Source organism: Kitasatospora sp. NPDC057692, from assembly GCF_042799475.1.
In the GTDB taxonomy this organism is placed as follows: Bacteria; Actinomycetota; Actinomycetes; order Streptomycetales; family Streptomycetaceae; genus Kitasatospora.
The window spans coordinates 71,140-94,468 of record NZ_JBHVIV010000014.1; the positions used below are offsets into that span (position 1 = coordinate 71,140).

A 23,329-nucleotide genomic window follows, 5' to 3' on the forward strand; every position below is an offset into this window, starting at 1 on the left:
CGCCCGACGTGCGCTGAACGGGGTAAGCCTCGGCTCCCAACCGGGTGACAGAACAGGCGAGTTGCGTTCTTCCCGTGGCGGTTCCGCTGTCGAATGGGCACGAAGCCCTACGCATACGAAAGGTGTTGCGGCAATGACGCAGCAGTACACCCTCCGGGTCAAGAACGGCAATCCGCACGCGACGGGTCAGATGTTCGGCATCTTCACACTGCCGGTGCTGGACTCCGGCCCCCAGGACCCCTTCGCCGTCGCGTGGATCGCGCAGCAGATCGAACCCACGCATGAGTACTCCTGGAACTGGGACCTCACCTGGGCACTGACCTTCGCCCAGACGGGATTCGAGAGCGGCGTGGCGTTCACCGGGGAGGGCAGTCAGGCCGTCGATCCCGACGACGACAAGAAGTGCCGCTGGGTGTTCGACACGGCCCCGCCCCCGCCCGGTGAAAACGCCCCGGACTACGAGTTCGCGGCCCAGCAGGGCCAGCACGACAAGAAGACGATCTGGGTCTCGGACACCGGGAACGTGCTGTACGACCCGGCGGTCTCCGTCGGCATCGGCCTGTCACTCAACAGCGCCGACCCCACCCCGGTGATCGCCGCGCAGGCCGGGCCGCACCTCTCCCAGACGTTCACGCTGACCCCCACCTACTACGTGAAGGCGGGCAACTACAAGCAAGGGGCGATGGCGAGCGTGGCGGACGTCACCACCGAGGCGGCCGTGGTCGACTTCGAGAAGCTCGGCTGCTACGACGCCACCGTCACCCTCAACCCCGACAACACGTGGACCGTCGAGTGCACCCAGGACATCATCACGTGAGCAGTCCGGGCCCCACAGGCAGCACGGTCCTCCAGTGGATGGTCTACGACGGCAGCTCGTGGAGTGATCCCCGGCCCGTTCCGGGAGTGACGAACCCGGGCTGCTACGCCCTGGCGGACTTCAACGCCATCGGACGGCTGGTGTGCGTCTACGCCGGTGAGGGCTCGGAACTCTCCTGGGTCCGGTACAGCGTGGTCGACCAGGAGTGGAGCAAGCCCCACACCGACCCTCGGCACGTGATCGGGTCGCACTGCGGGGCGGCGGAGTACCGGCAGAACCTCTACGTCTTCCATGACGGCGAGGGAGACTTCGCCCTCCAGGTGACCAGGACCTCCGACGGGCAGAGCTGGGGCCCGGACGAGCCGGTGGCCACGCACATCGGATTCGGGCCGGCGGCCACCGCCGTCGGCGATCGCCTGTACTGCGTGTACAGCAGTCCCTACGACGTCCAGTGGACCAGCTTCGACAACGCGTCCTGGTCCCCGGGCCAGTGGCTCGGCCAGGGGTACGACCTTGCCAACCCGCCCGCGCTCGCCCGGTTCCGGAACAAGCCGTACTGCGTGTTCGACACGACGGAGAGCAGTCTCTCCTGGGGCAGCTTCGAGAACGGCACGTGGAGTCCACCCCAGCAGATCCCCAACGGTCCCGACATCGCGGTTCCGGCCCTGGCCAGGACCTACGTCGGAGATCGGCTCGTCTGCGTCTACTACGAAAGCCCCGGAAAGCTCCAGCAGCTGGAGTTCGACGGCGCCGCGTGGAAAGGGCCCCTCGCGATCCCCGGCGTGACCGACGCCGGGGACCGGCCCGCGCTCGCGCTGCACGGCGACAAGATCTACTGCGTCTACCGGTCCTGGTAGTACTCCGCACTCGGTCGTCCGGCGTAGGTCCTGCGCCCCATGTGCACTGTGAGAGCGCTGGCTAGGGTCAGTTCTTATGCAAAGCACAGGAATTGTTGGCCGCGAGGTGACGGAGCGCAAGCGGGAAACTCTGGAGCGGCTCGTGGCCGAGCGGGACGTCTGGGTCTCGACCTCGCACCCCGACCACGGGCCGCACCAGGTGCCGCTGTGGTTCCTGTGGGACGGGCGCGCGGTGTGGATGTGCACCAGTGCCGGCTCCGCCACCGCGCGGAACGTGCGCGTCGAGCCGCGCGTGCGCCTGGCGCTGCCCCACACCCTCGACGTGGTGCTGATCCAGGGCGAGGCGGAGGGCTTCCAGGAGCAGGACGTGCCCGCCGAGGCGGCGGAGGCGTTCACCACCAAGTTCGGGTGGGACCCCCGGACGGAGGAGGGGTCCTTCGTCTACCTCCGCGTGGTGCCGACGGTCGTGCGCGCCTGGCGCGGCGAGCCGGAACTGAACGGCAGGCTCATCATGCGCGACGGGGTGTGGCTGGATCAGCGGCTGACGGTGCGCCAGGAAAGCTGAATCCCTACCTCCGCGAGGGGATGACAGCCGGGCGCGCCGTCCCTATGGTCCAGACCTATGTTGAAGAGATCACGCGTGACCGGCCCGTTGAGAACCGCCGGTGCCGCACTCGCCCTGGTGCTCGCGGGCACCGGGACCGCCCAGGCCGCACCGGCGCCGTCCGCCCAGCGCCTGGTCTGGGCGGACTGCCCTGCCGACCCGTCCGGGGCGCCGGTGGACCCGCGGCTGCGCTGCACCACGCTGCGCATGCCGCTGGACTACCGCGCCCCGCACGGGCGTTCCATCGAGATCGCGGTGTCGAAGCTCGCCACCGCCAAGCCCGGCCTGCGGCGCGGGATCCTGGTGCACAACGGCGGTGGGCCCGGGGTGGCCAGCCTGCACCTGCCCAGCGCGCAGGAGGCCGGCTATCCGCAGGACGTGCTGGACCAGTACGACCTGGTGAGCTTCGACCCGCGCGGCGTCGGCCGCAGCACCCCGCTCACCTGCGGGCGGACGGCCGCCGAGGTGCCCTACGAACTGGTCTTCCCCTTCCCCGCCGCGGACGGCTCGATCGCCCCCAACGCCCGCTACGCCCGCGACCTGGCGCGCGACTGCCTGGCCCGCAACGGCGAGCTGGTCCGCCACCTGACCACCGCCAACACGGCGCGCGACCTGGACCGGATCCGGGCCGCCCTCGGGGAGTCGAGGATCTCCTACCGCGCCGCCTCGTACGGCGGTTACCTGGGCGCCGTCTACGCCGAGCTGTTCCCGGGGCGGACGGACCGCTTCGTGCTGGACAGCAACACGGACCCGAACGTCACCTGGCAGGAGCGGCTGGCCACCTGGGACCGGGCGGGCGAGCTGCGCTTCGCGGACTTCGCCGCCTGGGCGGCCGAGCGGGACGCCGACCTGGGACTCGGCGCGACCCCGGCGGCCGTGCGGGCCAACTACCTCGCGCTGGCCGCGCAGTTGGACCGGACGCCGGTGACCCACCCGGTGGCCGGCCTGGTGAACGGCAACCTGTGGCGCACGCTCTACCGGCTGGACTCCTACCACAGCGCGCTGTTCCCGGAGATCGCCGACTGGTGGCGCTTCCTCGCCTCCGGCGGCGCCGGCCCGGTCCCGTACTGGTGGCTGTCCAAGGGCACCCCGGGCATCCCGGACGACAACGACGTGGTCGCCCTGACGGCCGTGCTCTGCGGGGACACCCCGGCGCCGCGCGACCTCGGCCGGTACCAGCGGAACGTCACCGAGAGCCGGCAGCGCAACCCGATCCTGAACGGGATGGGGGCCAATGTGTGGCCCTGCGCCTTCTGGCCGGCGCCCGTGGAGCCCGCCGTCCGGGTCACCGACCGGGGGCCCGCGAACATCCTGCTGCTGCAGACCGAGCGGGACCCGGCCACGCCGTTGGTCGGCGCGCTGGGCATGCGGGCGGCGCTCGGCAAGCGGGCCCGGATGGTGACCGTCGACGGCGGCAACCACGGCGCCTACGACCGGTGGACGCCGTCCTGCGCGGTCACCGCCGCCGACCGGTTCCTGAGCACCGGCGTGCTGCCCGCCCGGGACCTGTCCTGCCGCCCCGACCCCGTCCCCGTCGCGGACCCCGCCGCCCGGGCGGCGGCCGTCAGCGGACCAGCCGGACCTCAGGGTGTGCGGGGGACGGCGTGGTGAACAGCGGCGTGGGCCGGTGGCGCAGGTGGAGGTCGAAGAACGCGGCCAGATAGGCGCGTTGGGCCGCCAAGGCCCGGGCGGGGTCGATCGTGCCGAGCAGGTGGTCGACCTCGTCGGCCGGCCAGGGGATGACCGGCCGGGCGGCGGTGAGCAGGACCTCCAGGTCGGCGAAGCTGCCGTGGCCGGAGCCGTCCAGCCGGAGCTGGCGGCGCCAGGAGGTGAGGCGCGGCCAGAGCGCGTCCCACATGGCGTCGCGGGCCGGGCGCACGTCCGAGGCGCCGAACAGCAGCAGCGGGCGGTCCAGGCCGTCGGTGGCGACGGTGCCGAAGACCGGGCCGTCGAGGGAGGCGCCGGCCAGCACCCGCGGGTCGTCGTGCAGGGTCTGGACGGCGGTGGCGCCGCCCATCGAGTGCCCGGCCACGCCGACGGCACCCAGGTCGAGGGCCGCGCCGAGACCCGGCGGGAGGGGGCGGTGCTCGGCGTCGGGGTTGGTGCCCGCGGCGAGGTCGGTGAGGCGGTCGAGCACGAAGCGGGTGTCGGCGGTGCGGTAGGCGACGATCTCCTCGTCGGTCATGGCGAACACGGCGGGCTTGTTCCGGACCTCCAGGCGGCCGTCGGGGAAGGCGACCTCACCGGCGTCGAAGGTGTGGTCGAGGACGACCACCACGTAGCCGCGGGAGGCGAGGTCCTCGGCGGCGAGGGTGCCGAAGGAGCGGTCGGCGCGGGACCCGGGGGAGTAGAGGACCACCGGCCGGCGGGCCGTGCGGTCGACGGGCGCGTCCTCGCGGGAGTGGGTGGCCGGCCAGACGAGCCGGCCGGGGGCGACGCCCAGGTAGTCGGCCTCCAGCCGGGCCCGCTCGGCCGCCCCCGTCCACGGCGCGAGCCGGTGCGCGGGCGCTCCGCAGGCGGCGGCGGGGTACCAGAGCTGTGCCATCAGCTCGCGCGGACGCGGGGTGGGCGCCCAGCGGTCGGGGCGCCGCGGGTCGACGAGGTGGAGGGCGGTGGTGCCGACGGGCAGCGGGCCGGTCGGGGCCGGGAGGGTGATCGGGACCGGCGCGGTGGCGGTGGCGGTGGCGGCGGGTGCCTGAGCGTGGGCGTGGGCGGTGGCGGCGGTGCCGCCGGTGAGCGCGCCGGTGGCGAGCAGTACGGCGAGCGCGGCGACGGCCGGGCGGGAACGGTGGTGCGGCATAAGGGAGTGCCTCCGAGGAGCGGATCGGTCGGTGCGTGCCCACCCTGGCGACCGGACGGTGACCGGCGCGTCCCGCCGTGGGCATACGACCGTGGTCGGATGCCGGCCCGCCCGGCCGTGGCTAGCCTGGCCGGGTGCTGAACGACGAGCGGGTCGCGCCCGTCCCGTGGACCAAGCGGCTGGCGCCCGCGCACCGGCGGTGGACCGACCCGCTGGCCGCGCTGGCCGGCACGGCCGTGACCGCCGCCCGGGTGCTCGAAGCCGCCCGGCACTTCGATCCGCACGGGCGCGGCAACCCGCCGCCGGACGGCCCCGCCGCCGTGGCCGTCGCCCTGCTGGCCGCCGTGGTGCTCGGTATGGCGCTGGCCGCCCGGCGCCGCGACCCGGTCGGGGCCTGCGCGCTCGCGCTGTTCGCCTGGGCGGGGACGGTGGCGGGCTGCCGGCAGCCCGCGATCGGGGTGGTCGTCGGCTTCTGGGCGGTGCTGGTCGGGGTGCTGGTGGCGTACACGGCGGCGGCCCACGACCGGCGGGCCGCGCGGGTGGCGCTCGGCGCGGCCGCCGCCGGCTGGGCGGTCACCCTCGCGGCGCCCGCCGAGGTGGCCGGCAACGTGCTGCTCGCCGTGATCGGGCAGACGGTGGGCTGGGCGGTGGGGGACGCGGTGCGCCGCCACCGCGCGCACACCGCCGCGCTCGCCGCCCGGGCGGCGGCCCTGGAGCGCGCCGCCGCCTCGGAGGAACGGCTGAGGCTGGCGCGGGAGTTGCACGACGTGGTGGCGCACAGCCTGGGGGTGGTGAGCGTCCAGGCGGGCTACGGGCAGTACGCGCTGGAGCGTGCCGCGCAGCAGGACGGGCCGGCCGCGGCCGCGCTCGCGGCGATCCGGACGGTGAGCGCGGAGGCGCTGCGCGAGATCCGGGCGCTGCTGGCCGTGCTGCGCGAGGACGCGGAGCACGGGGCGCCGCCGGCCGCCCCGGCCCCCGGTCTGGCGGCGGCGGACCTGGCGCGGCTGGCGGAGCGGACGGGCGCCGCGGGGGTCGCCGTGCGGGTGCGGATCCACGGCCGGGCGCGCGAACTGCCGCCCGGCGTCGGCCTCTCCGGCTACCGGATCGTCCAGGAGGCGCTGGCCAACGTGGTCCGCCACTCGGGCGCGGCCGTGGCCCGGGTGGAGGTCGAGTACCGGGACGACGCGCTCTGGCTGGAGGTCACCGACGACGGTCCCGCTCCGGGGCGCGCCCGCCCGGCCGCGCCGCCCGGCGGCACCGGCCTGGCCGGAATGCGGGAGCGGGTGGCCCCGTACGGCGGCTGGTGCGCCGCCGGGCCGACCCCGGCGGGCGGGTTCCGGGTCGCGGCGGGGCTGCCCCTGGAGGCGGCGGAGGTCCCGCGGTGTGCGGCGGAGGCGGTCCGGCCGTGACGATCCGCGTCGTGGTGGCCGACGACCAGGCCCTGGTGCGGGCCGGGTTCGCCGGCATCCTGCGCCTCGCCCCCGGGTTCGCGGTGGCCGGCGAGGCGGCCGACGGTGCCCAGGCCGTCGAACTCGCCCACCGCGAACGGCCGGACGTCGTCCTGATGGACGTCCGGATGCCCGGCCTGGACGGCATCGAGGCCACCCGCCGGATCACCGCCGGGCCGTCCGGCAGCCGGGTGCTGATCCTGACCACCTTCGAACTCGACGAGTACGTGCGCGGTGCGCTGCACGCCGGGGCCGGCGGCTTCCTGCTCAAGGACGCCGAACCGGCCGAACTCCTCGCCGCCACCCGGGCGGTGGCCGCCGGCGAGGCCGCGCTCGCGCCCAGCGTCACCCGCCGGCTGATCGCCGCCCTGCTCGCCGGCGGCCCGCCCGCCGCCGCCGAGGACCCGGTCCGGGCGCGGGCCCGCGCGGCCGTCGCGGCCCTCACCGGCCGGGAGCGCGAAGTCCTGGCGCTGGTCGGCGACGGCCTCACCAACGCCGAGATCGCCGCCCGCCTGCACATCACCGAGGGCACCACCAAGACCCACATCGGCCGCCTGCTCCACAAGCTCGCCGCCCGGGACCGGGTCCGCCTCGCCATCCTCGCGCACCACGCGGGGCTGTCCCGGTGACCTCGCGGCGGCTTGACACGCTTCTTCGTATCGAGAATATTAGATGCGTCCTGAGGGGTTCGCGAGAGGAGTGGCGGTGGATCCGCTGGCCGTTCACAAGGCGCTCGCCAACCCCGCGCGGGCGGAGTTCCTGCGCTGGCTGAAGACGCCCGAGCGCTACTTCGACGAGGAGTACTACCGCGAGCGCGGTGTCGGCTTCCACATCGGCGTGTGCGTGACGGACATCCGGGAGCGCTCGGGGCTGGCCCAGTCGGTGGTCTCGGGCTACCTGCAGATCCTGCGGGACGCCGGGCTGCTGGTCTCGGAGCGGGTCGGCAAGTGGACCTTCTACCGCCGCGACGAGGAGACGATCGCCGCCTTCGCGGCGTACGTCCGCGACGAACTCTGACGCCCGTGCCGGGCTGCGCCCGGGTGGGCGCGGCCCGCTCGCGAGGGCGTTTTTTTGCGGGAAAATCCATCTAACTATCTAGATTTGTAGGTTGGTCTGCCATGGGAAAGACCGGTCCTGTCGTCCTGACCCTCTCCCTGGGGGTGTTCGGGATCATCACCACGGAGATGGGCGTCGTCGGCGTCCTGCCCAGGATCTCCGAGGAACTCGGCGTACCGCCGTCCACGGCCGGCTGGCTGGTCGGCGTCTTCGCGCTGGTGGTGGCCGTGGCAGGCCCGTTCGCCACGCTGCTGGCCTCCGGCGTACGGCGCAAGACGGTGCTGGCGACCGCGCTCGCCGTGTTCGCCGCCTCCAACGCGGTCTACGCGCTCACCGACCGGTTCTCGGTGATGCTCGTCTTCCGGATCGTGCCGGCCGTCTTCCACCCGGTGTTCTTCGCGGTGGCGCTCACCGCCGCCGCCCGGCTGGTGCCCCCGGAGAAGGCGACCCGGGCCGCCACCACCGTCTTCGCCGGGGTGACGCTCGGCTTCGCCTTCGGTGTGCCGATCACCTCCTACCTGGCCGAACACCTCTCCCTCGCCGCCGCGTTCTGGTTCGGGGCGGGCGCCAACCTGCTCGCGCTGCTCGGGATCCTGGTGCTCTTCCCGGCGATGCCCACCGAGCGGCGCCTCTCCTACGGCAGCCAGCTGGGGATCCTGCGCCGCCCCCGGCTCTGGCTCGCCCTGGCGGCCGTGGTGCTGGTCTTCGCCGCGATGTTCTCGGTCTACGGCTACTTCGCCGAGTACCTGGAGCGCGTCACCCGCCTCGACGGGTCCGTGGTCGGCGCCCTGCTGATGGCCTTCGGCATCGTGATGGTGCTCGGCAACCTGCTGTTCGGCCGGCTGCTGGAGCGCGACCCGGTCCGGACGGTGACCGTCTTCCCGGTGCTGTACGTGCTCGTCTACGCGCTGGTCCGGATCGTCGGCCCGTGGCCCGCGCCGATGGTCCTGGGGGTGCTGCTGTGGGGGGCGGTGCACTCGGGCGGGCTGGTGGTGAGCCAGACCTGGCTGGCCCGGGACGCCCGGGACGCGCCGGAGTTCGGCAACAGCCTCTTCATCTCCTTCTCCAACCTGGGCATCACCCTCGGCAGCGCGGTCGGCGGCCTCGTCGTGGCCACCGCCGGGACGCGGCAACTGCCCTGGGCCGGGGCGGCCTTCGCGCTGGCGGCGCTCGCCGCCGTGCTGCTGCGCCGCCGGCTCGGAGCGGGGCCGGGGCCCGAGCCAGAGTCAGAGAGGTTTTACCGAACGGTCGACCAATCGGACCGGGTGCTCGGGTAGCGTCCGGGACATCCCTTGCGAACACCACCGCGTGTCCCGACCGCCTTCCCGGCGGTGCGGGGCGCGCCGAGGAGGCCTGCGATGAACCCGGTCGATCTGTTCGAGGCGGCGTCCGCGCGGCCGGAGCCGTGGAGCTCCGCCGTGCTCGGGCGGGTGGGGACGGCCGCCCTGAAGGTCCTGCGGATGGACGGGCGGGAGCTGCCCGTCGAGGTGCACGAGGAGGCCGAGCTGCTGCTCGTGCTCGACGGCCGGCTCGAACTGCTGGTGGACGGCGCCGAGGTGACGGTCGGCCCGGGCGGACTGTACCGGGTGGCGGCGGGCGTGCGGCACGCCGTGCGGCCGGGCAGCACGGGGACGCTCGTCCTGGTGGAGGCGGCCGCCGAGGGCGATGTCAGTGGCGCGGAGTAGCGTGCCCGGTATGGACGATGCCGAACTCGCCTCCCTGCTGGCCGGACGCGCCGACTGCCCGTACCCGGGCACGTGGCCGGACACCCCGTTCGAGGAGCGTTCGGTCGACGGCGTCCGCTACGCCCTGGTCGCGGTCGACCCGGGGCTGAGCGTGCTCGGGGTGCGGCGTGACGACGGTTCGCTGTGGTGCCTGGCCGAGGACGGCCGGCGCGACCTGCTGAACAGCGGTGTGACGGCCTTCGTCGCGTTCACCCGCGCCTACGCGGAGGCCGTCACCGAGGCCGACGCGTACGACGGCCCCGGTGACGACCTGGACGACGAAGCCGCCCTGGAGGCGGAGGAGGAGGCGGCCGACGCGTTCACCGAACGGCTGCTGGTCCGCTTCCGCGGCCTCGACGCCGCCGCCGTGGCCGACGAGAACGCGTTCTGGAGCGTCGCCGCCGAGGAACTCGGTTACGGCCTGGGCGGCTGAGCGGCGGGCGGCCGGGCCGGAAGGACGTGCCTCACGGACGCCAGACCACCGTCAGGTGCGAGGGGTAGAGGCTGCCCGGCGAGCGGAGCAGGAGGAGGCCGACCACCAGGCCGGCGTTGTTGACGAACAGGGCGGTCCGGTCGGCGCCGGTGGGGTCGAGGCTGGTGACGGTGTTGTCGGGGGCCCAGATCCGGCCCGACTGGTACTGCCGCGCCGGGATGCCGTCCCAGGCGTAGCCGATCGCGGTGCCGGAGTCGTTGATCCCGACGGCGGACGAGTTGCCGCCGGACGCCGGGTTCCGGGTCAGCGGGGTGAGGGTGCCGTCCGCGCTCCAGCGGGCGGCGTGCGAGTTGAGCTGGCCCGGGTCCGGCTGGTAGGTGCCGACGACCGTGCCGGAGGCGTTGATCGCGGTCGGCGAGGTGTAGGCGCCCAGGTCGCGCAGGGTTCCGCCGGGCGAGCGGACCAGGCCGTGGCGGCTGCTGCCGATGCCCTGCGGCCGGTCGGCGACGCCTATCACCGTGCCGGCGTCGTTGACCGCCACCGGCCAGTCGCCGCTTCCGGCGGTCGGGCCGGTCTGGAACCGGACCGGGGTGCCGTCCGGGCGCCAGACGATGCCGTGGAAGGCGTCGATGCCGCTGGAGGAGCGGCCGATGACGAGGCCGGCGCTGTTGACGCCGATGACCTCGCTGCTGGTGTCGCCGGGCAGCGGGGCGAGGGTGACGGTGGTGCCGTCGGGGCGCCAGGCCACCGCGTGGGTGCCGGCGGAGTTGCTGTAGGAGGTCCCGACCACGATGCCGCTGCCGCTGACCGCCTTGGGCCTGCTGTACAGGTCGCCGGGCAGCGGGGGCAGTGCGGTGGGGGTGCCGTCGGCGGCCCAGCGGACGGCGGTGGACTCCCAGGCGGTGCGGCCGGTGGGCCAGGAGATGCCGATGGCGAGGTTCGCGTCGTTCACCCCCAGGGCCTGGGCGTAGGCCTGCCCGGGCAGCGGCGGGAGGGTGGCGGGGGTGCCGTCGGCGGCCCAGCGGATCGCGCTGGCCTCGGCGCCCTGGCTGTAGGCGTAGGCGTAGCCGACGACGACGCCGGCGCTGTTGACCCCGGTGGGGTCGCTGTACGACTTCCCGGGCACGCCGGTCGACAGCGTGGTCATGGTGGGCGGTGCGGAGACGGCGGAGGCGGTGGGGGCGGCGCCCAGGAGCGCCCCGGTGCTGAGCGCGGCGGCGACGACGGCGGTTGCCGCCCTCCGGCCGGGTCGGACGGTCATGGCACGGTTTCCCTGTCTGCTCGGCGGCATGTCGGCCCGTTCGCGGAGGTGTTCGTGGTGGACGGGCCGCTGGTGCGTGCGGGTGGTACGGGGTGCGCCGTGTGCTCCGCCGGCGGTCAGGGCGGCGGTCGTTACGGGCGCGACTCTAGCCGTGCCGCCTCGCCTTCGCAGGTGAATCGGGGACTCCGGATGCGTTCCGCAGGTGCCTGGGAGGCACCGCCGTGAGAGGTGAGGGAGACGGGGGAGCGGTTCAGCAACACTCGTCCAGATAGAGGAGGGTCCGGCCGTCGGCCGAGGCGAACTCGAAGGGGCGGTAGGTCGGGGACTCGCCCGCGTCCTCCAGCCGGTCCTTGACGGCCTGCCAGGTGTCGGCGCGGTCCGCCGGGGCGATGTGGCGGTAATCGAAACCGGCGCCGACACCGATGATCACCTCGTCGGCCGTGCTGAGCAGGCGCTTCGCCAGCCGCGGGTGGAGCGGTCCGCGGACCTTGCGCCAGCGCTGTCCCCGGTCGTCGACGAACTCGGCGCGGCCGGCGGACGACAGGACGCCCTCGCGGTAGGGGTGCTCGACCGGGGGCAGGGCGGCGGTGACGTCGGCCAGGGTGGCGGCGCGCGGGCGCTTCTTGCTCATGGCTCCAGCCTCTCAACCGTCCGGGGGCGGACGTGAGCCGGGGGAGGGGGCGGGGTGTCAGCGGAGCCAGGCGCGGTCGCGGACGACCGGGAGGGCGGCCCAGCGCCGGGCGAGGCCCCAGGTGCGGCCGGCGCCGGTGGCGGCGAGGGCGACGAGCAGGACGGCGTAGAGGACGTGGTCGTCCAGCAGTGGGTTGGTGGAGCCGCTGGCGGTGCCGTCGGCGAGGTGGCGGGCGGGCGGCCACTCGGCGGCCCACATCAGGGCGAGCAGGACGGTGCCGCCGGCGGCGGCGATCCGCAGGGCGACGCCGCCGACCAGGGCGAGGCCGATGCCGAGCAGGCCGAGCATGAACAGCCAGTCCGCCCAGGCCTGGCCGGCCATGGAGTGGAAGGTGTCCTGGAACGGGCCGGCGGCGACGTGGCTGAGGAAGCCCTTGGTGGGTGACGCGCCGTCGAGCCAGGCGCGGCCGTCGGCGGTGGAGTAGCCGAGCCCGAAGGTCTTGTCGGCGAAGGCCCAGAGGAACACCGCGCCGAGGGCGATCCGTGCGGTGGCGAGGGCGGCGCCGCTCGCGGTGAGGGCGGTGGGGACGGCGTCGGCGGTGTGGCGGGCGGCGGAGCGGCGGGTGCCGGTGCGGCGGAGGGCGGTGCCGGAGGTGTGGGCGGCGGCGTGCTGAACGGCCATGGCGGGGCTCCTCGTTGGGGGGTCCTCGGGCGGGACCGGTGCGGTTCATCTGCGGACAAGCCTGCCGTGCCGCGGGTGGCCGGTCTGCGGGCCGTTGGTCCCGGCCGGGGGGAGCGAGGGTCCCGGGCCCGGGCCGCGGCGGATCCGGACCGCGAGGTGCTCGCCCCGGGGGCCCGACACCCGCGTGGTTCAGGGGCCCCGCTCCTCCGGCCGGGGGAGCGGGGCCACTCGCGTCCTCGGGCCCTCCCCCGGCGGCCGGACGGGGCGGGTTCCGGCAGGCGATAACCTTGGGTGCCCGGACGCGGGCGGACCGACCCCAGAGGAAAGACGCGTGGCGCACGACAGGCAGGACCCGGCCCTGATCGGACGGCAGCGGGAGACCGGGTTGCTGGCCGGCGCCCTGGACCGGGCCCAGGGCGGCACCGGCGGCGCCACCGTCCTGCTGCGCGGCGACGCGGGCGTCGGCAAGAGCACCCTGCTCGCCTGGACCGAGCGCACCGCGCGCGGGCGCGGCTTCACCGTGCTGCGCGCCGTCGGCGCCGAGGCCGAGACCGACCTCGCGTTCGGCGCCCTGCACCAGGCCCTCTGGTCGCTCTGCCAGCGCTCCGACGCGCTCTCCGCCCACCAGCGGGACGCCCTGGAGAGCGCGTTCGGCGCCCGTTCCGGCACCCCCAGCGGCTTCGCCGTCGGCGCCGCCGCGCTCGCCCTGCTCGACGACGCGATGCGCGCCGCCCCGGTTCTGCTGGTCCTGGACGACCTGCACTGGATCGACTCCTCCAGCGCCACCGTCTTCGGCTTCCTGTACCGGCGCTGCGCCGAACTGCCACTGGTGATCGTCGGCGCCACCCGCCCGGACGGCCAGGCCGCCCAGGCCTGGGCGACCGAGCCCGTCGACGTCCGGGCACTGCCCCGGGCGGACGCCGCCGCGCTGCTCGGCAGCCGCTTCCCCGAGCTGGCCGACAGCACCCGCGACCGGGTGCTCGTCGAGGCGGACGGCAACCCGCTCGCCCTGGTGGAGCTGCCCCGGCAGCTCGCCGCCGCCCAGCAGCGCGGGGTCGCCCCGCTGCCCGACCGGCTGCCGCTGGGGCGCCGGCTGGAGCGGATGTTCGCCGAGCGGCTGGACGCGACGAGCCCGGAGGCCGCGCGGCTGCTGCTGCTCGGCGCCCTGGCCACCGGGCCGGACCTCAGCAGCGGCACCTGGCTGCGCGCCGTCCCTGACGGCCGGGTGCGGGAGAGCCTGGAGCGGGTCGAGGCGGACGGTCTGGCCCGGCTGGACGCCGCCGGGCAGCTGGTCTTCCGCCACCCGCTGGTCCGCACCGCCGTGGTCGCCGCGGCCTCCGACGCCGCGCTCCGGGAGGCCCACCAGGCCCTGGCCGACACCCTCGCGCCGAGCGACCCCCGGCGGCTGGCCCACGAGGCCGCCGCCGCGCTGCTGCCGGACGCCGATCTCGCGCGGCGCCTGGAGACGGCCGGCCGCGACCTCGCCCGGCGCGGCGGCGGCGCCGAGGGCGCGCTGCTGGTCGAACGCGCCGCCGTGCTCAGCCCCGACTCCTGCGACCGCGTCCGCCGGCTCACCGCGGCCGCCGTGATGGCGGCCCACGGCGGGCAGCTGCGGCACACCGCCGCCCTGGTGGAGGAGCTCAAGACCGCGAGCGTCCCGCCGGACGTCGCACCGCTGTTCGCCTACGCGGTGGTCTACGCCGACCAGAGCCACCACGTCGAGTTCACGTCCTCGGCCGCCCTGCTGCCGGCCGCCCTCGACACCCTGGCCGCCTCGGCCGCCTCGGGCGCCGACACCTTCGGCGGGCTGGTCCAGCAGGTCTTCTTCAAACTGCTGCTGGCCGCCACCTACACCGACGACCCCTGGGCCTGGCAGGCCCTGCAGCGGCACCGGGACGCCGTCTCCGAGGTCGGCCGGCTCTGCCTGCGCGCCTGGACGGAGCCGGGCCCCGGCGTCGCCGACGCGCTGCGCGCGGTGGCCGCGGGCATGACCGAGGAGCAGGAGGCCGGGTCGGCCTGGCTGCTGCTCTGGACCAACTCGGCCCTCGACTGCCCCGAGATCGACCTGTGGCGGCGCTTCACCGGGCTGCACGGCTACGCCAGCGAGGGCTCGGTGGCGAAGGCCAAGAGCCACCAGGACTTCCTGCTCGGCGACTGGGACCGGGCCGAGGACTGCCTGCGCGAGGCGGAGATCGCCGACGAACTCGGCTACCACACCAACGCCCTGCTGTTCCGCCAGTACCACGCGGCCTTCCTGGCCGGCCGCGGCGACGAGGCCGGGCTGGAGGCGGTCGACCGGGCCGTGCGGCCGGCCGCCACCCGGGCCCGGATGCGCTCGGTGCTCGACCGGCTGACCCATCTGCGCGGGCTGGCGGCGCTCGCCCACCAGCGCCACGAGGAGGCGTACGCGCACCTCTGCGAACTCCTGGAACCGGAACGGCTGCCCGGCGGCAGGCCCTGGCACCACGCGCTGGTGTTCGACCTGGTCGCCGCCGCCGTGCACGCCGGCCGCCGGGAGGAGGCGCTGGCCCACCTCGCGGCCGCCCGGACGGCCCGGACCGCGGAGATCTCCGGACGGCACGCCTTCCTGGTCGCGGCCGCCGCCGCGGTGGCCGCCGAGGACGACGACGCCGACGAGGCCTTCCGCGCCGCCGCCGAGCTGCCGGGCGCCGAGCGGTGGGCCTTCGACCTCGCCCGGCTGCGGCTCGCCCACGGCGCCTGGCTGCGCCGCCGCCACCGCTCCGGGGCCCGCGAGGTGCTGCGCGCGGCCCACCACGTCTTCCGCCGGCTGGAGGCCCGCCCCTGGGCGGCGCAGTGCGAGGAGGAGCTGCGGGCCGCGGGCGACGCCCTGGTCCCGCCGCAGCGCGGACCGGCCGAGGCGCCGTCCGCCCCGACCCTGCTGACCGGCCAGGAGCTGCGGATCGCCCGGCTGGCCGCGACCGGCCTGACCAACAAGGAGATCGGCCAGCGGCTCCAGCTGTCGCCGCGCACGGTAGCCGCGCACCTCTACAAGATCTTCCCCAAGCTGGGCATCACCTCGCGGGCCGCGCTGGCCCACGCGCTCAGCCACCCCGGCGCCCGCTGACCCGGCCGCTCCCGCCGCTCCCGCCCCCGCCGCCCCCGCCGCCCCCGCCTCAGCCTCCGGCCCGCAGGACGGCAGTCAGATGACCTAACCCACCGCTTGCCCCATCGGCCAGGCTGAAGGGGCAGGGATTCGACGGAAGGGCGGTCAGATGGGCGTACGGGTGTCGACCGCGTCGGTCCCGGACGGCGAGAAGGCGGCCTACCTGGGCGGGGCGGTGTCGCGGACGCTGGTGCCGCTCGAACTGCACCCGCTCGGCGGGCGGCCCTTCGACGGGCAGCTGGTCTCGCACCGGCTCGGCCACGTGCGGGTCTCCACGCTGGAGGCGGACGCCGCCCGGTTCTCCCGCACGGCGGCGCTGATCGCCCGGGCGCCGCGCAGCGAGCCGCAGGTCGGCGTCGGCGTCCAGGTGTCGGGCCGGGCCGTGCTGGAGCAGGACGGCCGCCGGGCGGAGGTGCCGGCCGGCGGGCTCGTGCTGTACGACACGGCGCGCCCGTACGCCTTCGACTACCCTGAGCGCTTCCGCACCCACCTGTTCCACCTGCCGCGCCGCCTGCTGGGCGTGCCGGAGCGGGACCTGCGGCAGGCCTCGGCGACGGCCGTCGGCCCCGCGGACGGGTGCGGACCGGTGCTGCTGCCGTTCCTCGACGGCCTCGCCGCCTCGGCGCACTCCTACCCCGCGCCGGTCGGCGACCGGCTGGCCGGAAGCCTCGCCGACCTGCTCAGCGCGCTGATCGCCCAGCTCACCCTGGACCGGGCGGCGGCGGAGCCGGACACCCCCAACGCGCACCTGGTCCGCGGGGTGCGGCGGTACATCGACCGGCACCTGGGCGATCCCGGACTCGCCCCGGAGCGGATCGCGCAGGCGCACCACATCTCCGTCCGGTACCTGCACCGGCTGTTCGAGGGCGAGGGAGTGACCGTGGGCAGGCTGATCCAGCAGCGCCGTCTGGAGGCCTGCGCCCGCGAGCTGGCCCGGCGCGGCGGTACGGCGCCGACGGTGTCGGCGGTCGCCCAGCGGTGGGGGTTCGTCAACCCGGCCCACTTCAGCCGGGCCTTCCGCGCCGCCTACGGCGTACCGCCGCGGGACTGGCGCGCCGGGCGCGGGTCGGGCCCGGACGTGAGCGGCTGACGGGCCGGCGCGCCCGCCGGATCCGGATCACCGTGCCGCCGGGCGGCGCCGCAGCGCACCACCGATCGAAGCCAGGAGCGAAGAGTTGTCCGACCCCATCCCCCTTCCCGACCACGGACCGGTGCTCGACCGGGCGCTCCAGGAGTTCCTGGCCGCCCGGGCCGCCGGGTCCGCGGCGGAACCGCCGGACCTCCTCGCGCTGCCGCCCGCCGCCGACGCGCCCGGCGGCGGCCCGGGCAGTGGTCCTGACGGCGGGTGCGGGCCGGAGGATCCCTACGGCACCACCACGGAGTGGCTCGCGCTGCCCTGCGGTCCCACCGGGCGGGTGGCCGTCCAGGTGACCAGGCCGGCCGGCGCCGCCGAGCCGTGCCCGGTGGTGCTGTTCCTGCCCGGCCTCGGCTGGTCGCCCGGCGACGCCGCCGGCCACCGCCGGCTGGTCCGGGAGCTCGCTCTGGGCACCGACGCCGCCGTGGTGTACGTCGACTACGCGCGCTCGCCCGGCGCGCGCTACCCGGTGGCCGTGGAGCAGTGCCACGCCGTGGCCCGGTGGATCCAGGCGCACGGCGGGGAGATCGGGCTGGCGGGGGAGCGCATCGCGGCCGTCGGCGACTCGGCGGGGGCCAACCTGGTGGCGGCCGTGACGCTGCTGGCCCGCGAGCGCGGGGACGTCCGGCTGGTCCAGCAGGTGCTGGTCTGCCCGGTGACGGACGCGGACTTCGACACCCCGTCCTACCGCCGCTTCGCGACCGGGTACTTCCTGCACCGCGACCACATGCGCCGGTACTGGGACCAGTACCTGCCGGACGAGCGGCGGCGCGGGGAGGCGACCGCCGCGCCGCTGCGGGCCACCCTGGAGCAGCTGGCCGGACTGCCCCCGGCGCTGGTGGTCACCGCCGAGGCGGATGTGCTGCGCGACGAGGGCGAGGCCTACGCGGCCCGGCTGCGGGCGGCCGGGGTGCCGGTGGTGGCGACCCGCTACCAGGGCACCGTGCACGGCTTCCTGCTGCTGGACGCGTGCTGTCCGACCGGGACCGCGCGGGCCGCGCTGATCCAGGTCGTCGACACCGTGCACGTAGCCCTGCACCGCCGTCCCTGGTAGCGGCGGCGGTGCAGGGCGGGCGGGCGCGGGGGGAGGAGCCGCCCCCGCGCCCGCCGGTCCGGTCGGGCCGCTCAGGCCGTCGGCGGTGCCCAGTGGGCGTCCGGGGCCGAGAGCCGGAGCGCCGTCACGGCGGTGGCCAGCAGCAGCAGCGCGGCCAGGGCCAGGGCGACGGCCAGGTGGCCGTGCAGGACCAGCACCGCCCCCGCGAGGCCGCCGAGCAGCATCGCGAGCGCCGACAGGATCCGGCGGCCCGTGCGGGGCCCCGGGCCCCCGGCCGCCGGGGAGTCGGCGGCCAGGCCGGTCAGCGTGAGGGTGAGCACGGTGGTGGTGAGGTCGGGTACGCCGAGCCGGCGGGCCACCGCGTTCTGCAGGCCCATGGCCAGGCCCAGCAGGACGATCAGCGGGTACTGGACGCCGCCGCCCCCGACGGCCGCGGCGACGACGGCCGCCGCGGCCGTGAGGACGGTCTGGACGCCGCCGGCCAGGGCCAGCAGCCGCCCGCGGTGGGCCGCCGTCAGCCCGGCCAGCCGCCCGCCGGCGAGCGCTCCGGCCAGGAACGCCCCCATCGAGACGAGCGAGGCGGTCGCGGACAGGCCCGGGGCGCCCGCGAGGGCGAACCCCAGGAAGACCACGTTGCCGGTCATGTTCGCCACGAACACGTGCCCGAGGGCGAGGTAGCTCACCGCGTCGACCACACCGGTGGTGACCGTCAGCAGCAGCATCAGCGGCGGCAGCGGTCCGTGCCGGTCGGTGCGGAGCGGGACGAGCGTCCGCAGCGCGTCAGTCAGCAGCGCGCGCACCGGTCGGCGCTCCCGCGATCGAGTCGGTGCGGTGCAGGACCACCCGCGTGAGCAGCCCGCTGACCGGGCCGAGCACCACGGTGGCGAGCACCAGCCAGAGCGGCCAGGAGGTCAGGCCGACGGCGTGGTCGAGGGAGAAGCGCCCCGCGCCGGTGAGCGCGAGCGAGCCCGTGACCACCACCAGCACCAGCGGGTACTCGTAGCCGTCGTTCTGAACCCAGAGGCCGTGCGGCACCTTGACGGTGATCGCCACCGTCATCACGCCCATGGCGACCATGGCCGCCAGCGGGGTGAGCGCGCCCAGGGCCAGGAACAGGCCCGAGCCGATCTGTCCGGCGCCCGCGGCGAGCGCGGTGAGCGTCCCGCCCCGGAAGCCGTCGTGCTGGAACTCCGCCGTTCCGCCGGTGAGGCCGTTGCCGCCGAGGTGGTAGCTGACCTTCTGTACGCCGTGGCCGGCGATGAGCAGTCCCACCACCACCCGGATGATCAGCAGTCCGGTATCCATCGTGTCCTGTTCCCGTCCCTGTTCCTGTTGTCCTGGCTGTTCTGGTCGTCCTGGCCGTCCTGGCCGTACGGGGCGGGCGTGTCCGCCCGCCGGGGCCGCGGCGGCCTCAGAGGACGAAGCACGGGTCGAACGGCAGCTCCCGCTCGACGTTCCGGCCGCGGGAGACGCGCCAGGCGCGGTGCAGCTCGGACTCGGCGACGACCTCGCCGAGCAGCTCCGCCTGCCGGGCGCCGGCGGACTGGTAGCCGCCGAAGCGGGCGACCGGGCTCCACTCGGGGCTGATCGGCGGGAGCTCCTCGTCCAGGCCCTCGTACTCGGCCGCGGCGTGCACGATCCGGCCGCCGACGACGGTCAGCACGGACTCGATGTCCGGGATGTCCTGCTCGGGCACGGTGAAGAAGTCGTCGGACAGCACCGCGAGGTCGCCGTAGCAGCCGGGGCGCAGCACGCCCTTGACGTCCTGCTCGCCGGTGAGCGCGGCACCCGCCGAGGTGTACATCGCGAGCGCGGTGGCCCGGTCCACCCGGTTCTGCGGCGGGCGCATCGCCAGGCCGCCGACCGTGCGGCCGGAGACCAGCCAGTGCAGGGCGACCCACGGGTTGTAGGAGGAGACCCGGGTGGCGTCGGTGCCGGCGGCGACGTTCAGGCCGCGGTCCAGCATCGCGCGGATCGGCGGGGCCTCGGCGGCGGCGCCGACGCCGTAGCGGCGGGTGAACGTCTCGCCCTGGAAGGAGAGGCGGTTCTGCACGGAGAGCGCGCCGCCGAGCCGGGCGATCCGGTCCAGGCTCTCCCCGGAGACGGTCTCGGCGTGGTCGAACAGCCAGCGGTTGCCCTGCGGGAAGAGGCCCTCGGCGGCGAGCTTCTCGAAGACGGCGAGGTCGCGCCGGATCGTCTCGTCGTACGTGGCGTGCAGCCGGAAGCCCCAGCCGTTCTCCATGAGCAGCCGGACGGCCTTCTCGAACTCGTCCTCGTAGGAGCCGAGTTCGGGGCGCGGCTCGGCGAAGTTCTCGAAGTCGGCGGCGGCCCAGGTGAGGTTCTCGCCGGCGCCGTTGAGCCGCAGCCACTCGTCGCCGTCCTCCGGGCGGACCATCTCGATCCAGCGCTTGAGGTCGTCCAGCTCCTGCCCGCCGGTCTGCGGGAACAGGTGGTAGGCGATGCGCAGCGAGAGCAGGCCCTCCTTGGCGAGCTCGGTGACCGTCGCGTAGTTCTCCGGGAAGTTCTGGAAGCCGCCGGCGGCGTCGATCGCGGAGGTCAGGCCGAAGCGGTTCAGCTCGCGCAGGAAGTGCCGGGTGGAGGACTTGCGGTCCTCCGGCGGCAGGGCGGGGGCCTTGGCGAGGGTGGAGTAGAGGACCAGCGCGCTGGGGGCGGCCAGCAGCATGCCGTTGGGCTCGCCGCCGCGGCCCCGGACGATCTGGCCGCCCTTCGGGTCGGGGGTGGTCGCGTCGTAGCCGACGGCCTTCAGCGCGGCGCGGTTGAGGATCGCCGACTGGTAGAGGTGGAGGACGAACACCGGGGTGTCCGGCGCGGCCTCGTTGAGCTCGGCGGGCGTCGGCAGCCGGCGCTCGGCGAACTGCTCGGCCGACCAGCCGCCGACCACGCGGACCCACTGGCCCTTGGGCGTGCGGGCGGCCTGCTCGCGCAGCATCGCCAGCGCCTGGCGGAGCGAGCGCACGCCGTCCCAGCGCAGCTCCAGGACGTAGCTGAGGCCGCCCCGGATGACGTGCAGGTGCGCGTCGTTGAGGCCGGGCACGACGCGCCGGCCGAGCGCGTCCACCACGGTGGTGGACGGGCCGACGAACGGGGCGACGTCGGCGTCGTCCCCGACGGCGGTGATCACGCCGTCCTTGATCGCGAGGGCGCCGGCCTGCGGGCGGCGGGCGTCCCCGGTGTGGATCTTCGCGTTGCGGACGACGACGTCGGCGACGTTTCCGGCGACATCGTCCCCCGTGCGGGGGACGATCCCGCCGACCGGCATAACAGACACCTCGAAAGCCTCCTGGACTGGGTTCCGGCCGCCGCCCGGCGCGGGTGGCGGAGAGCGTGCCGGCGGTCGAACGGGCCCGGAGAACGGGCCCGTTCCTCCACCGACGCCCCGACGGTAGGTCGGCGGCCCGGTGCCGAATGGGCCCACAGCGCACCGGTACCGGCCCGCCAGCGCACCCCGGTCGACGGCGCCCGGCCGGGGACGGCGAAAGCCCCGGCCCCCTCCGTCGGGGCGGGACGGAGGAGGCCGGGGCAGCGGTCGTCCGGACGGCGTCCGGAGGTCGGCCTCAGCCGGGGCGGACGGGGGTGCGGGCCGCGGTCCGGCGCTGGGCGGGGACCACGGCGACGGCCGGGCGCAGCGGGCGCAGCGCGAGCACGGCGCGGGCGATGGCGTCGGAGTCGCCGAGGATGACCGAGTTGACGCCCGGGCGGATGCCGGCCGCGGTGACCCAGTGCACGGACTCGGTGGGGATCCCGTAGGCGAAGCGGCGCGGGTGGGCCCGCCCGGCCCGGTCGAGCAGCCGGGACGGGCGCTCGGTGACCGCCAGCCCGCCCGTCTCGTAGCCGGGTCCGGCGGCGTCGGGGATCCGGTAGGCGCCGGCCTGGCCGTCGTCGACCAGCCCGCGCAGCAGCCGGTCGCCGGTGCGCCGCAGGTCCGGCTCGGGCAGCCGGGCCTCGACGAGGACGGCGGCGCGCACCGGCGGTGCGTCGATCGCGGGCGAGTGGGCGGTGAAGGCGGGCCGGTCGCCGCGCGGGTCGAGGGTGATCCGGACGTCCGGGCCGAGCAGGTCGACGACCCCGGCCTCGACCAGGGCGCGCAGTTCGTCGATCCGGGAGGCCGGCGGGCCGATGGACAGGAAGGCGTTCAGCGGGGTGTACCAGGACTCCAGGTCGTCGCGGTAGGAGGAGCCCTCGATGCCGCCGTGGTCGACCGCCAGCCGGATCTCGTTGCGCAGGTCGCGCAGCACGTCCAGGGCGGCCTTCAGCGGTCCGCTGAGGTTGCCCGCCCGGGCCTCCCGGACGTCGTGCTCCAGGCGGTCGACGATCCAGGCGCGGTGCTCCGCGCGGGAGGTGAAGCGCCGGCCCGCGTAGGGGCGGGCCAGCGCCTGCCAGTCCCAGCGCTGCCCGGCGGGGATCCCGTGCCGGTCGAGGACGGCCGCGGCGCGGTCGGTGCCGGGGGCGGCCAGGTACTGCTCGGCCAGCCGCTCGCCGTCCTCCGGCCGGCCGGCGGCCGTGAGCAGGGTGGCGTAGTAGACGGCCTCGACCTCGCGGGCGACCAGCGGCCACAGGTCGCGGACGAAGCGCACCGGCTCGCCGGCGGCGGCCCGTTCGCGCAGCCGGGCCGTGTACGCCTCGGTGAGCAGCCGGGGGTGGTAGCGGCCGTGCGCGCCCTTCTCGTTCTCGCCGCGCGCGTGGTACGGGACGCCGCGCCGTGAGCCGGCCAGGATCAGCGGCTCCTGCCCGGAGGGGTGGTAGACGAGCCGGCCGCCGCGTTCGGCGAACCGGCCGCCGCGGCCGCGGGTGAGCAGGGCGAGGTGGTCGAAGAAGTTGAGGCCGAGGCCGCGGACCAGGACCGGTCGGCCGGGCAGCAGGGCGGAGAGGTCGAGGTCGGCCGGGTTGGCGGGCGGCAGGTGGACGAGGCCGTGCGTGGCGGCGGCCCGGGTCAGGTTGCGTTCGGCGGTGGTCGGGCCGGTCGCCAGGTGGCCGAGCGCCAGCACCACCGCGTCCAGGTCGGCGATCCGGCGGCCGTTGGCGAGCACCAGCACCTGGGCGGCGCCGGGCAGCGGGTCGGCGTCGGTCAGCCGGACCGCGCGGGTGCGGTGCTCGACGATCCGGCAGTGCGCGGGGGCGCCGGCGCGCACCCGGCGGTGGACGTCGCGCAGGTAGCGGCCGTAGAAGGCGCGGGTCGGGTAGGTGTCGGGCGTGAGGGCGCGGGCCTCGGCCCGCACCTGGTCGTCGTAGTCGCCCGGACCGCCCTGCGGGACGGCCGACTTGGCCCACTCGTAGAGGCTGGGGCCCTCCTCGACCGGGCCGTCGATGGTGACGCTCGGGTCGGTGTAGGCGGTGACCTGGGAGGCCACCGTGTTCATCAGCAGCAGCCGGGACTGGTTGGTGCGCCAGACCCGGCCGGCGCCGGGCGGGTAGGGGTCGACGAGGTGGACGGTGAGGGCGGCGGCCGACGGGCGGGCGCGCTCGTTGGCCAGCAGGCGTTCCAGGACGGACAGGCCGCGCGGGCCGGCGCCGACCACGGCGATCCGGCGGTGGCGGGCGGTGGTCGGGCCGGGGGAGTGGGGCGCCATGGGTGATGTCCTCCCGTACTGGGCGTTCGGACCTGTCATCGGGGTGACGCCCCGCCGGCGAAGGCGGAGTCCGGCGGGGCGTCGGTCGGGTGCGGCGGCCGGGTCGGGCCGCCGCG

At 75.7% G+C, this 23,329-nt stretch carries 21 protein-coding genes; 13 read left to right on the forward strand and 8 right to left on the reverse strand.

Annotated elements, in window-relative coordinates; genetic code table 11:
* Positions 1-133 precede the first annotated feature (133 nt).
* From ACFVFS_RS11495 to ACFVFS_RS11510, 4 genes are all read left to right on the forward strand, one after another.
* Positions 134-817, forward strand: a complete 684-nt coding sequence (locus tag ACFVFS_RS11495) for a hypothetical protein (protein WP_380622731.1) — start codon at positions 134-136, stop codon at positions 815-817.
* Positions 814-1,674, forward strand: coding sequence for a hypothetical protein (locus ACFVFS_RS11500; protein WP_380622733.1), 861 nt, complete (start codon positions 814-816; stop codon positions 1,672-1,674). Before ACFVFS_RS11495 ends, ACFVFS_RS11500 begins: the two co-directional genes overlap by 4 nt.
* A 76-nt stretch (positions 1,675-1,750) precedes the next feature.
* Positions 1,751-2,239 (forward strand): pyridoxamine 5'-phosphate oxidase family protein, encoded by a 489-nt coding sequence (locus ACFVFS_RS11505; RefSeq protein ID WP_380622735.1) that lies wholly within the window; start codon positions 1,751-1,753, stop codon positions 2,237-2,239.
* Positions 2,240-2,314: 75 nt separating this feature from the next.
* Positions 2,315-3,889 carry an alpha/beta hydrolase gene (locus ACFVFS_RS11510; RefSeq protein ID WP_380622737.1) on the forward strand — a complete coding sequence of 525 codons (1,575 nt, stop codon included), beginning with the start codon at positions 2,315-2,317 and terminating at the stop codon, positions 3,887-3,889.
* On the opposite strand, the gene ACFVFS_RS11515 is transcribed toward ACFVFS_RS11510, so the two are convergent.
* Complete coding sequence (locus ACFVFS_RS11515; RefSeq protein ID WP_380622739.1) at positions 3,843-5,078, reverse strand: alpha/beta hydrolase family protein; 1,236 nt, start codon at positions 5,076-5,078, stop codon at positions 3,843-3,845. The two genes, ACFVFS_RS11510 and ACFVFS_RS11515, sit on opposite strands and share 47 nt — an antisense overlap.
* 134 nt (positions 5,079-5,212) lie before the next feature.
* On the opposite strand from ACFVFS_RS11515, the gene ACFVFS_RS11520 reads away from it, so the two are divergent.
* The 6 genes from ACFVFS_RS11520 (at position 5,213) to ACFVFS_RS11545 (ending at position 9,739) form a co-directional block, all read left to right on the forward strand.
* Positions 5,213-6,487 carry a sensor histidine kinase gene (locus tag ACFVFS_RS11520; RefSeq protein ID WP_380622741.1) on the forward strand — a complete coding sequence of 425 codons (1,275 nt, stop codon included), beginning with the start codon at positions 5,213-5,215 and terminating at the stop codon, positions 6,485-6,487.
* On the forward strand, positions 6,484-7,155 hold the full coding sequence (locus ACFVFS_RS11525) for a response regulator (protein ID WP_380622743.1): 672 nt from the start codon (positions 6,484-6,486) through the stop codon (positions 7,153-7,155). Before ACFVFS_RS11520 ends, ACFVFS_RS11525 begins: the two co-directional genes overlap by 4 nt.
* Positions 7,156-7,198: 43 nt before the next feature.
* Entirely contained in the window at positions 7,199-7,543 is a 345-nt protein-coding gene (locus tag ACFVFS_RS11530) for an ArsR/SmtB family transcription factor (RefSeq protein WP_380622745.1), read from the forward strand.
* A 101-nt stretch (positions 7,544-7,644) separates the two neighbouring features.
* On the forward strand, positions 7,645-8,859 hold the full coding sequence (locus ACFVFS_RS11535; RefSeq protein ID WP_380622747.1) for an MFS transporter: 1,215 nt from the start codon (positions 7,645-7,647) through the stop codon (positions 8,857-8,859).
* Positions 8,860-8,940: 81 nt separating this feature from the next.
* Positions 8,941-9,267, forward strand: coding sequence for a cupin domain-containing protein (locus tag ACFVFS_RS11540; protein ID WP_380622751.1), 327 nt, complete (start codon positions 8,941-8,943; stop codon positions 9,265-9,267).
* Positions 9,268-9,277: 10 nt separating this feature from the next.
* Positions 9,278-9,739, forward strand: a complete 462-nt coding sequence (locus ACFVFS_RS11545; RefSeq protein WP_380622753.1) for an SUKH-4 family immunity protein — start codon at positions 9,278-9,280, stop codon at positions 9,737-9,739.
* A 31-nt stretch (positions 9,740-9,770) separates the two neighbouring features.
* Here the strand turns inward: ACFVFS_RS11545 and ACFVFS_RS11550 are convergent, their stop codons facing one another.
* The 3 genes from ACFVFS_RS11550 to ACFVFS_RS11560 all read right to left on the reverse strand — a co-directional run bounded on the left by ACFVFS_RS11550 (position 9,771) and on the right by ACFVFS_RS11560 (position 12,312).
* Positions 9,771-11,000 carry a hypothetical protein gene (locus ACFVFS_RS11550; protein ID WP_380622755.1) on the reverse strand — a complete coding sequence of 410 codons (1,230 nt, stop codon included), beginning with the start codon at positions 10,998-11,000 and terminating at the stop codon, positions 9,771-9,773.
* A 250-nt stretch (positions 11,001-11,250) separates the two neighbouring features.
* Positions 11,251-11,631, reverse strand: coding sequence for a hypothetical protein (locus ACFVFS_RS11555; protein ID WP_380622757.1), 381 nt, complete (start codon positions 11,629-11,631; stop codon positions 11,251-11,253).
* A 57-nt stretch (positions 11,632-11,688) separates the two neighbouring features.
* Complete coding sequence (locus ACFVFS_RS11560; RefSeq protein ID WP_380622759.1) at positions 11,689-12,312, reverse strand: hypothetical protein; 624 nt, start codon at positions 12,310-12,312, stop codon at positions 11,689-11,691.
* A 331-nt stretch (positions 12,313-12,643) separates the two neighbouring features.
* On the opposite strand from ACFVFS_RS11560, the gene ACFVFS_RS11565 reads away from it, so the two are divergent.
* From ACFVFS_RS11565 to ACFVFS_RS11575, 3 genes are all read left to right on the forward strand, one after another.
* Positions 12,644-15,397, forward strand: coding sequence for an AAA family ATPase (locus tag ACFVFS_RS11565; protein ID WP_380622761.1), 2,754 nt, complete (start codon positions 12,644-12,646; stop codon positions 15,395-15,397).
* Between the two features lie 148 nt (positions 15,398-15,545).
* Entirely contained in the window at positions 15,546-16,526 is a 981-nt protein-coding gene (locus ACFVFS_RS11570; protein WP_380622763.1) for a helix-turn-helix domain-containing protein, read from the forward strand.
* Between the two features lie 85 nt (positions 16,527-16,611).
* Positions 16,612-17,625, forward strand: coding sequence for an alpha/beta hydrolase (locus ACFVFS_RS11575; RefSeq protein ID WP_380622765.1), 1,014 nt, complete (start codon positions 16,612-16,614; stop codon positions 17,623-17,625).
* A gap of 71 nt (positions 17,626-17,696) precedes the next feature.
* On the opposite strand, the gene ACFVFS_RS11580 is transcribed toward ACFVFS_RS11575, so the two are convergent.
* The 4 genes from ACFVFS_RS11580 to ACFVFS_RS11595 all read right to left on the reverse strand — a co-directional run bounded on the left by ACFVFS_RS11580 (position 17,697) and on the right by ACFVFS_RS11595 (position 23,213).
* A complete protein-coding gene (locus ACFVFS_RS11580; RefSeq protein ID WP_380622767.1) occupies positions 17,697-18,425 on the reverse strand; it encodes a YoaK family protein in 729 nt (242 codons plus the stop codon).
* Positions 18,406-18,930 carry a DoxX family protein gene (locus ACFVFS_RS11585; RefSeq protein ID WP_380622769.1) on the reverse strand — a complete coding sequence of 175 codons (525 nt, stop codon included), beginning with the start codon at positions 18,928-18,930 and terminating at the stop codon, positions 18,406-18,408. Before ACFVFS_RS11585 ends, ACFVFS_RS11580 begins: the two co-directional genes overlap by 20 nt.
* 106 nt (positions 18,931-19,036) lie before the next feature.
* Positions 19,037-20,905, reverse strand: coding sequence for an amidohydrolase (locus ACFVFS_RS11590; RefSeq protein ID WP_380622809.1), 1,869 nt, complete (start codon positions 20,903-20,905; stop codon positions 19,037-19,039).
* 295 nt (positions 20,906-21,200) lie between these two features.
* On the reverse strand, positions 21,201-23,213 hold the full coding sequence (locus ACFVFS_RS11595; RefSeq protein WP_380622771.1) for an FAD/NAD(P)-binding protein: 2,013 nt from the start codon (positions 23,211-23,213) through the stop codon (positions 21,201-21,203).
* Positions 23,214-23,329: the final 116 nt, after the last annotated feature.

Excerpts from the sequence above, each read along its gene's own strand:
- ACFVFS_RS11495 (WP_380622731.1), top strand. The coding sequence starts at position 134 with ATGACGCAGCAGTACACCCTCCGGGTCAAGAACGGCAATCCGCACGCG.
- ACFVFS_RS11505 (WP_380622735.1), top strand. The coding sequence starts at position 1,751 with ATGCAAAGCACAGGAATTGTTGGCCGCGAGGTGACGGAGCGCAAGCGG.
- ACFVFS_RS11515 (WP_380622739.1), bottom strand. The coding sequence starts at position 5,078 with ATGCCGCACCACCGTTCCCGCCCGGCCGTCGCCGCGCTCGCCGTACTG.
- ACFVFS_RS11530 (WP_380622745.1), top strand. The coding sequence starts at position 7,199 with ATGCGTCCTGAGGGGTTCGCGAGAGGAGTGGCGGTGGATCCGCTGGCC.
- ACFVFS_RS11535 (WP_380622747.1), top strand. The coding sequence starts at position 7,645 with ATGGGAAAGACCGGTCCTGTCGTCCTGACCCTCTCCCTGGGGGTGTTC.
- ACFVFS_RS11540 (WP_380622751.1), top strand. The coding sequence starts at position 8,941 with ATGAACCCGGTCGATCTGTTCGAGGCGGCGTCCGCGCGGCCGGAGCCG.
- ACFVFS_RS11545 (WP_380622753.1), top strand. The coding sequence starts at position 9,278 with ATGGACGATGCCGAACTCGCCTCCCTGCTGGCCGGACGCGCCGACTGC.
- ACFVFS_RS11550 (WP_380622755.1), bottom strand. The coding sequence starts at position 11,000 with ATGACCGTCCGACCCGGCCGGAGGGCGGCAACCGCCGTCGTCGCCGCC.
- ACFVFS_RS11555 (WP_380622757.1), bottom strand. The coding sequence starts at position 11,631 with ATGAGCAAGAAGCGCCCGCGCGCCGCCACCCTGGCCGACGTCACCGCC.
- ACFVFS_RS11560 (WP_380622759.1), bottom strand. The coding sequence starts at position 12,312 with ATGGCCGTTCAGCACGCCGCCGCCCACACCTCCGGCACCGCCCTCCGC.
- ACFVFS_RS11570 (WP_380622763.1), top strand. The coding sequence starts at position 15,546 with ATGGGCGTACGGGTGTCGACCGCGTCGGTCCCGGACGGCGAGAAGGCG.
- ACFVFS_RS11585 (WP_380622769.1), bottom strand. The coding sequence starts at position 18,930 with ATGGATACCGGACTGCTGATCATCCGGGTGGTGGTGGGACTGCTCATC.
- ACFVFS_RS11590 (WP_380622809.1), bottom strand. The coding sequence starts at position 20,905 with ATGCCGGTCGGCGGGATCGTCCCCCGCACGGGGGACGATGTCGCCGGA.
- ACFVFS_RS11595 (WP_380622771.1), bottom strand. The coding sequence starts at position 23,213 with ATGGCGCCCCACTCCCCCGGCCCGACCACCGCCCGCCACCGCCGGATC.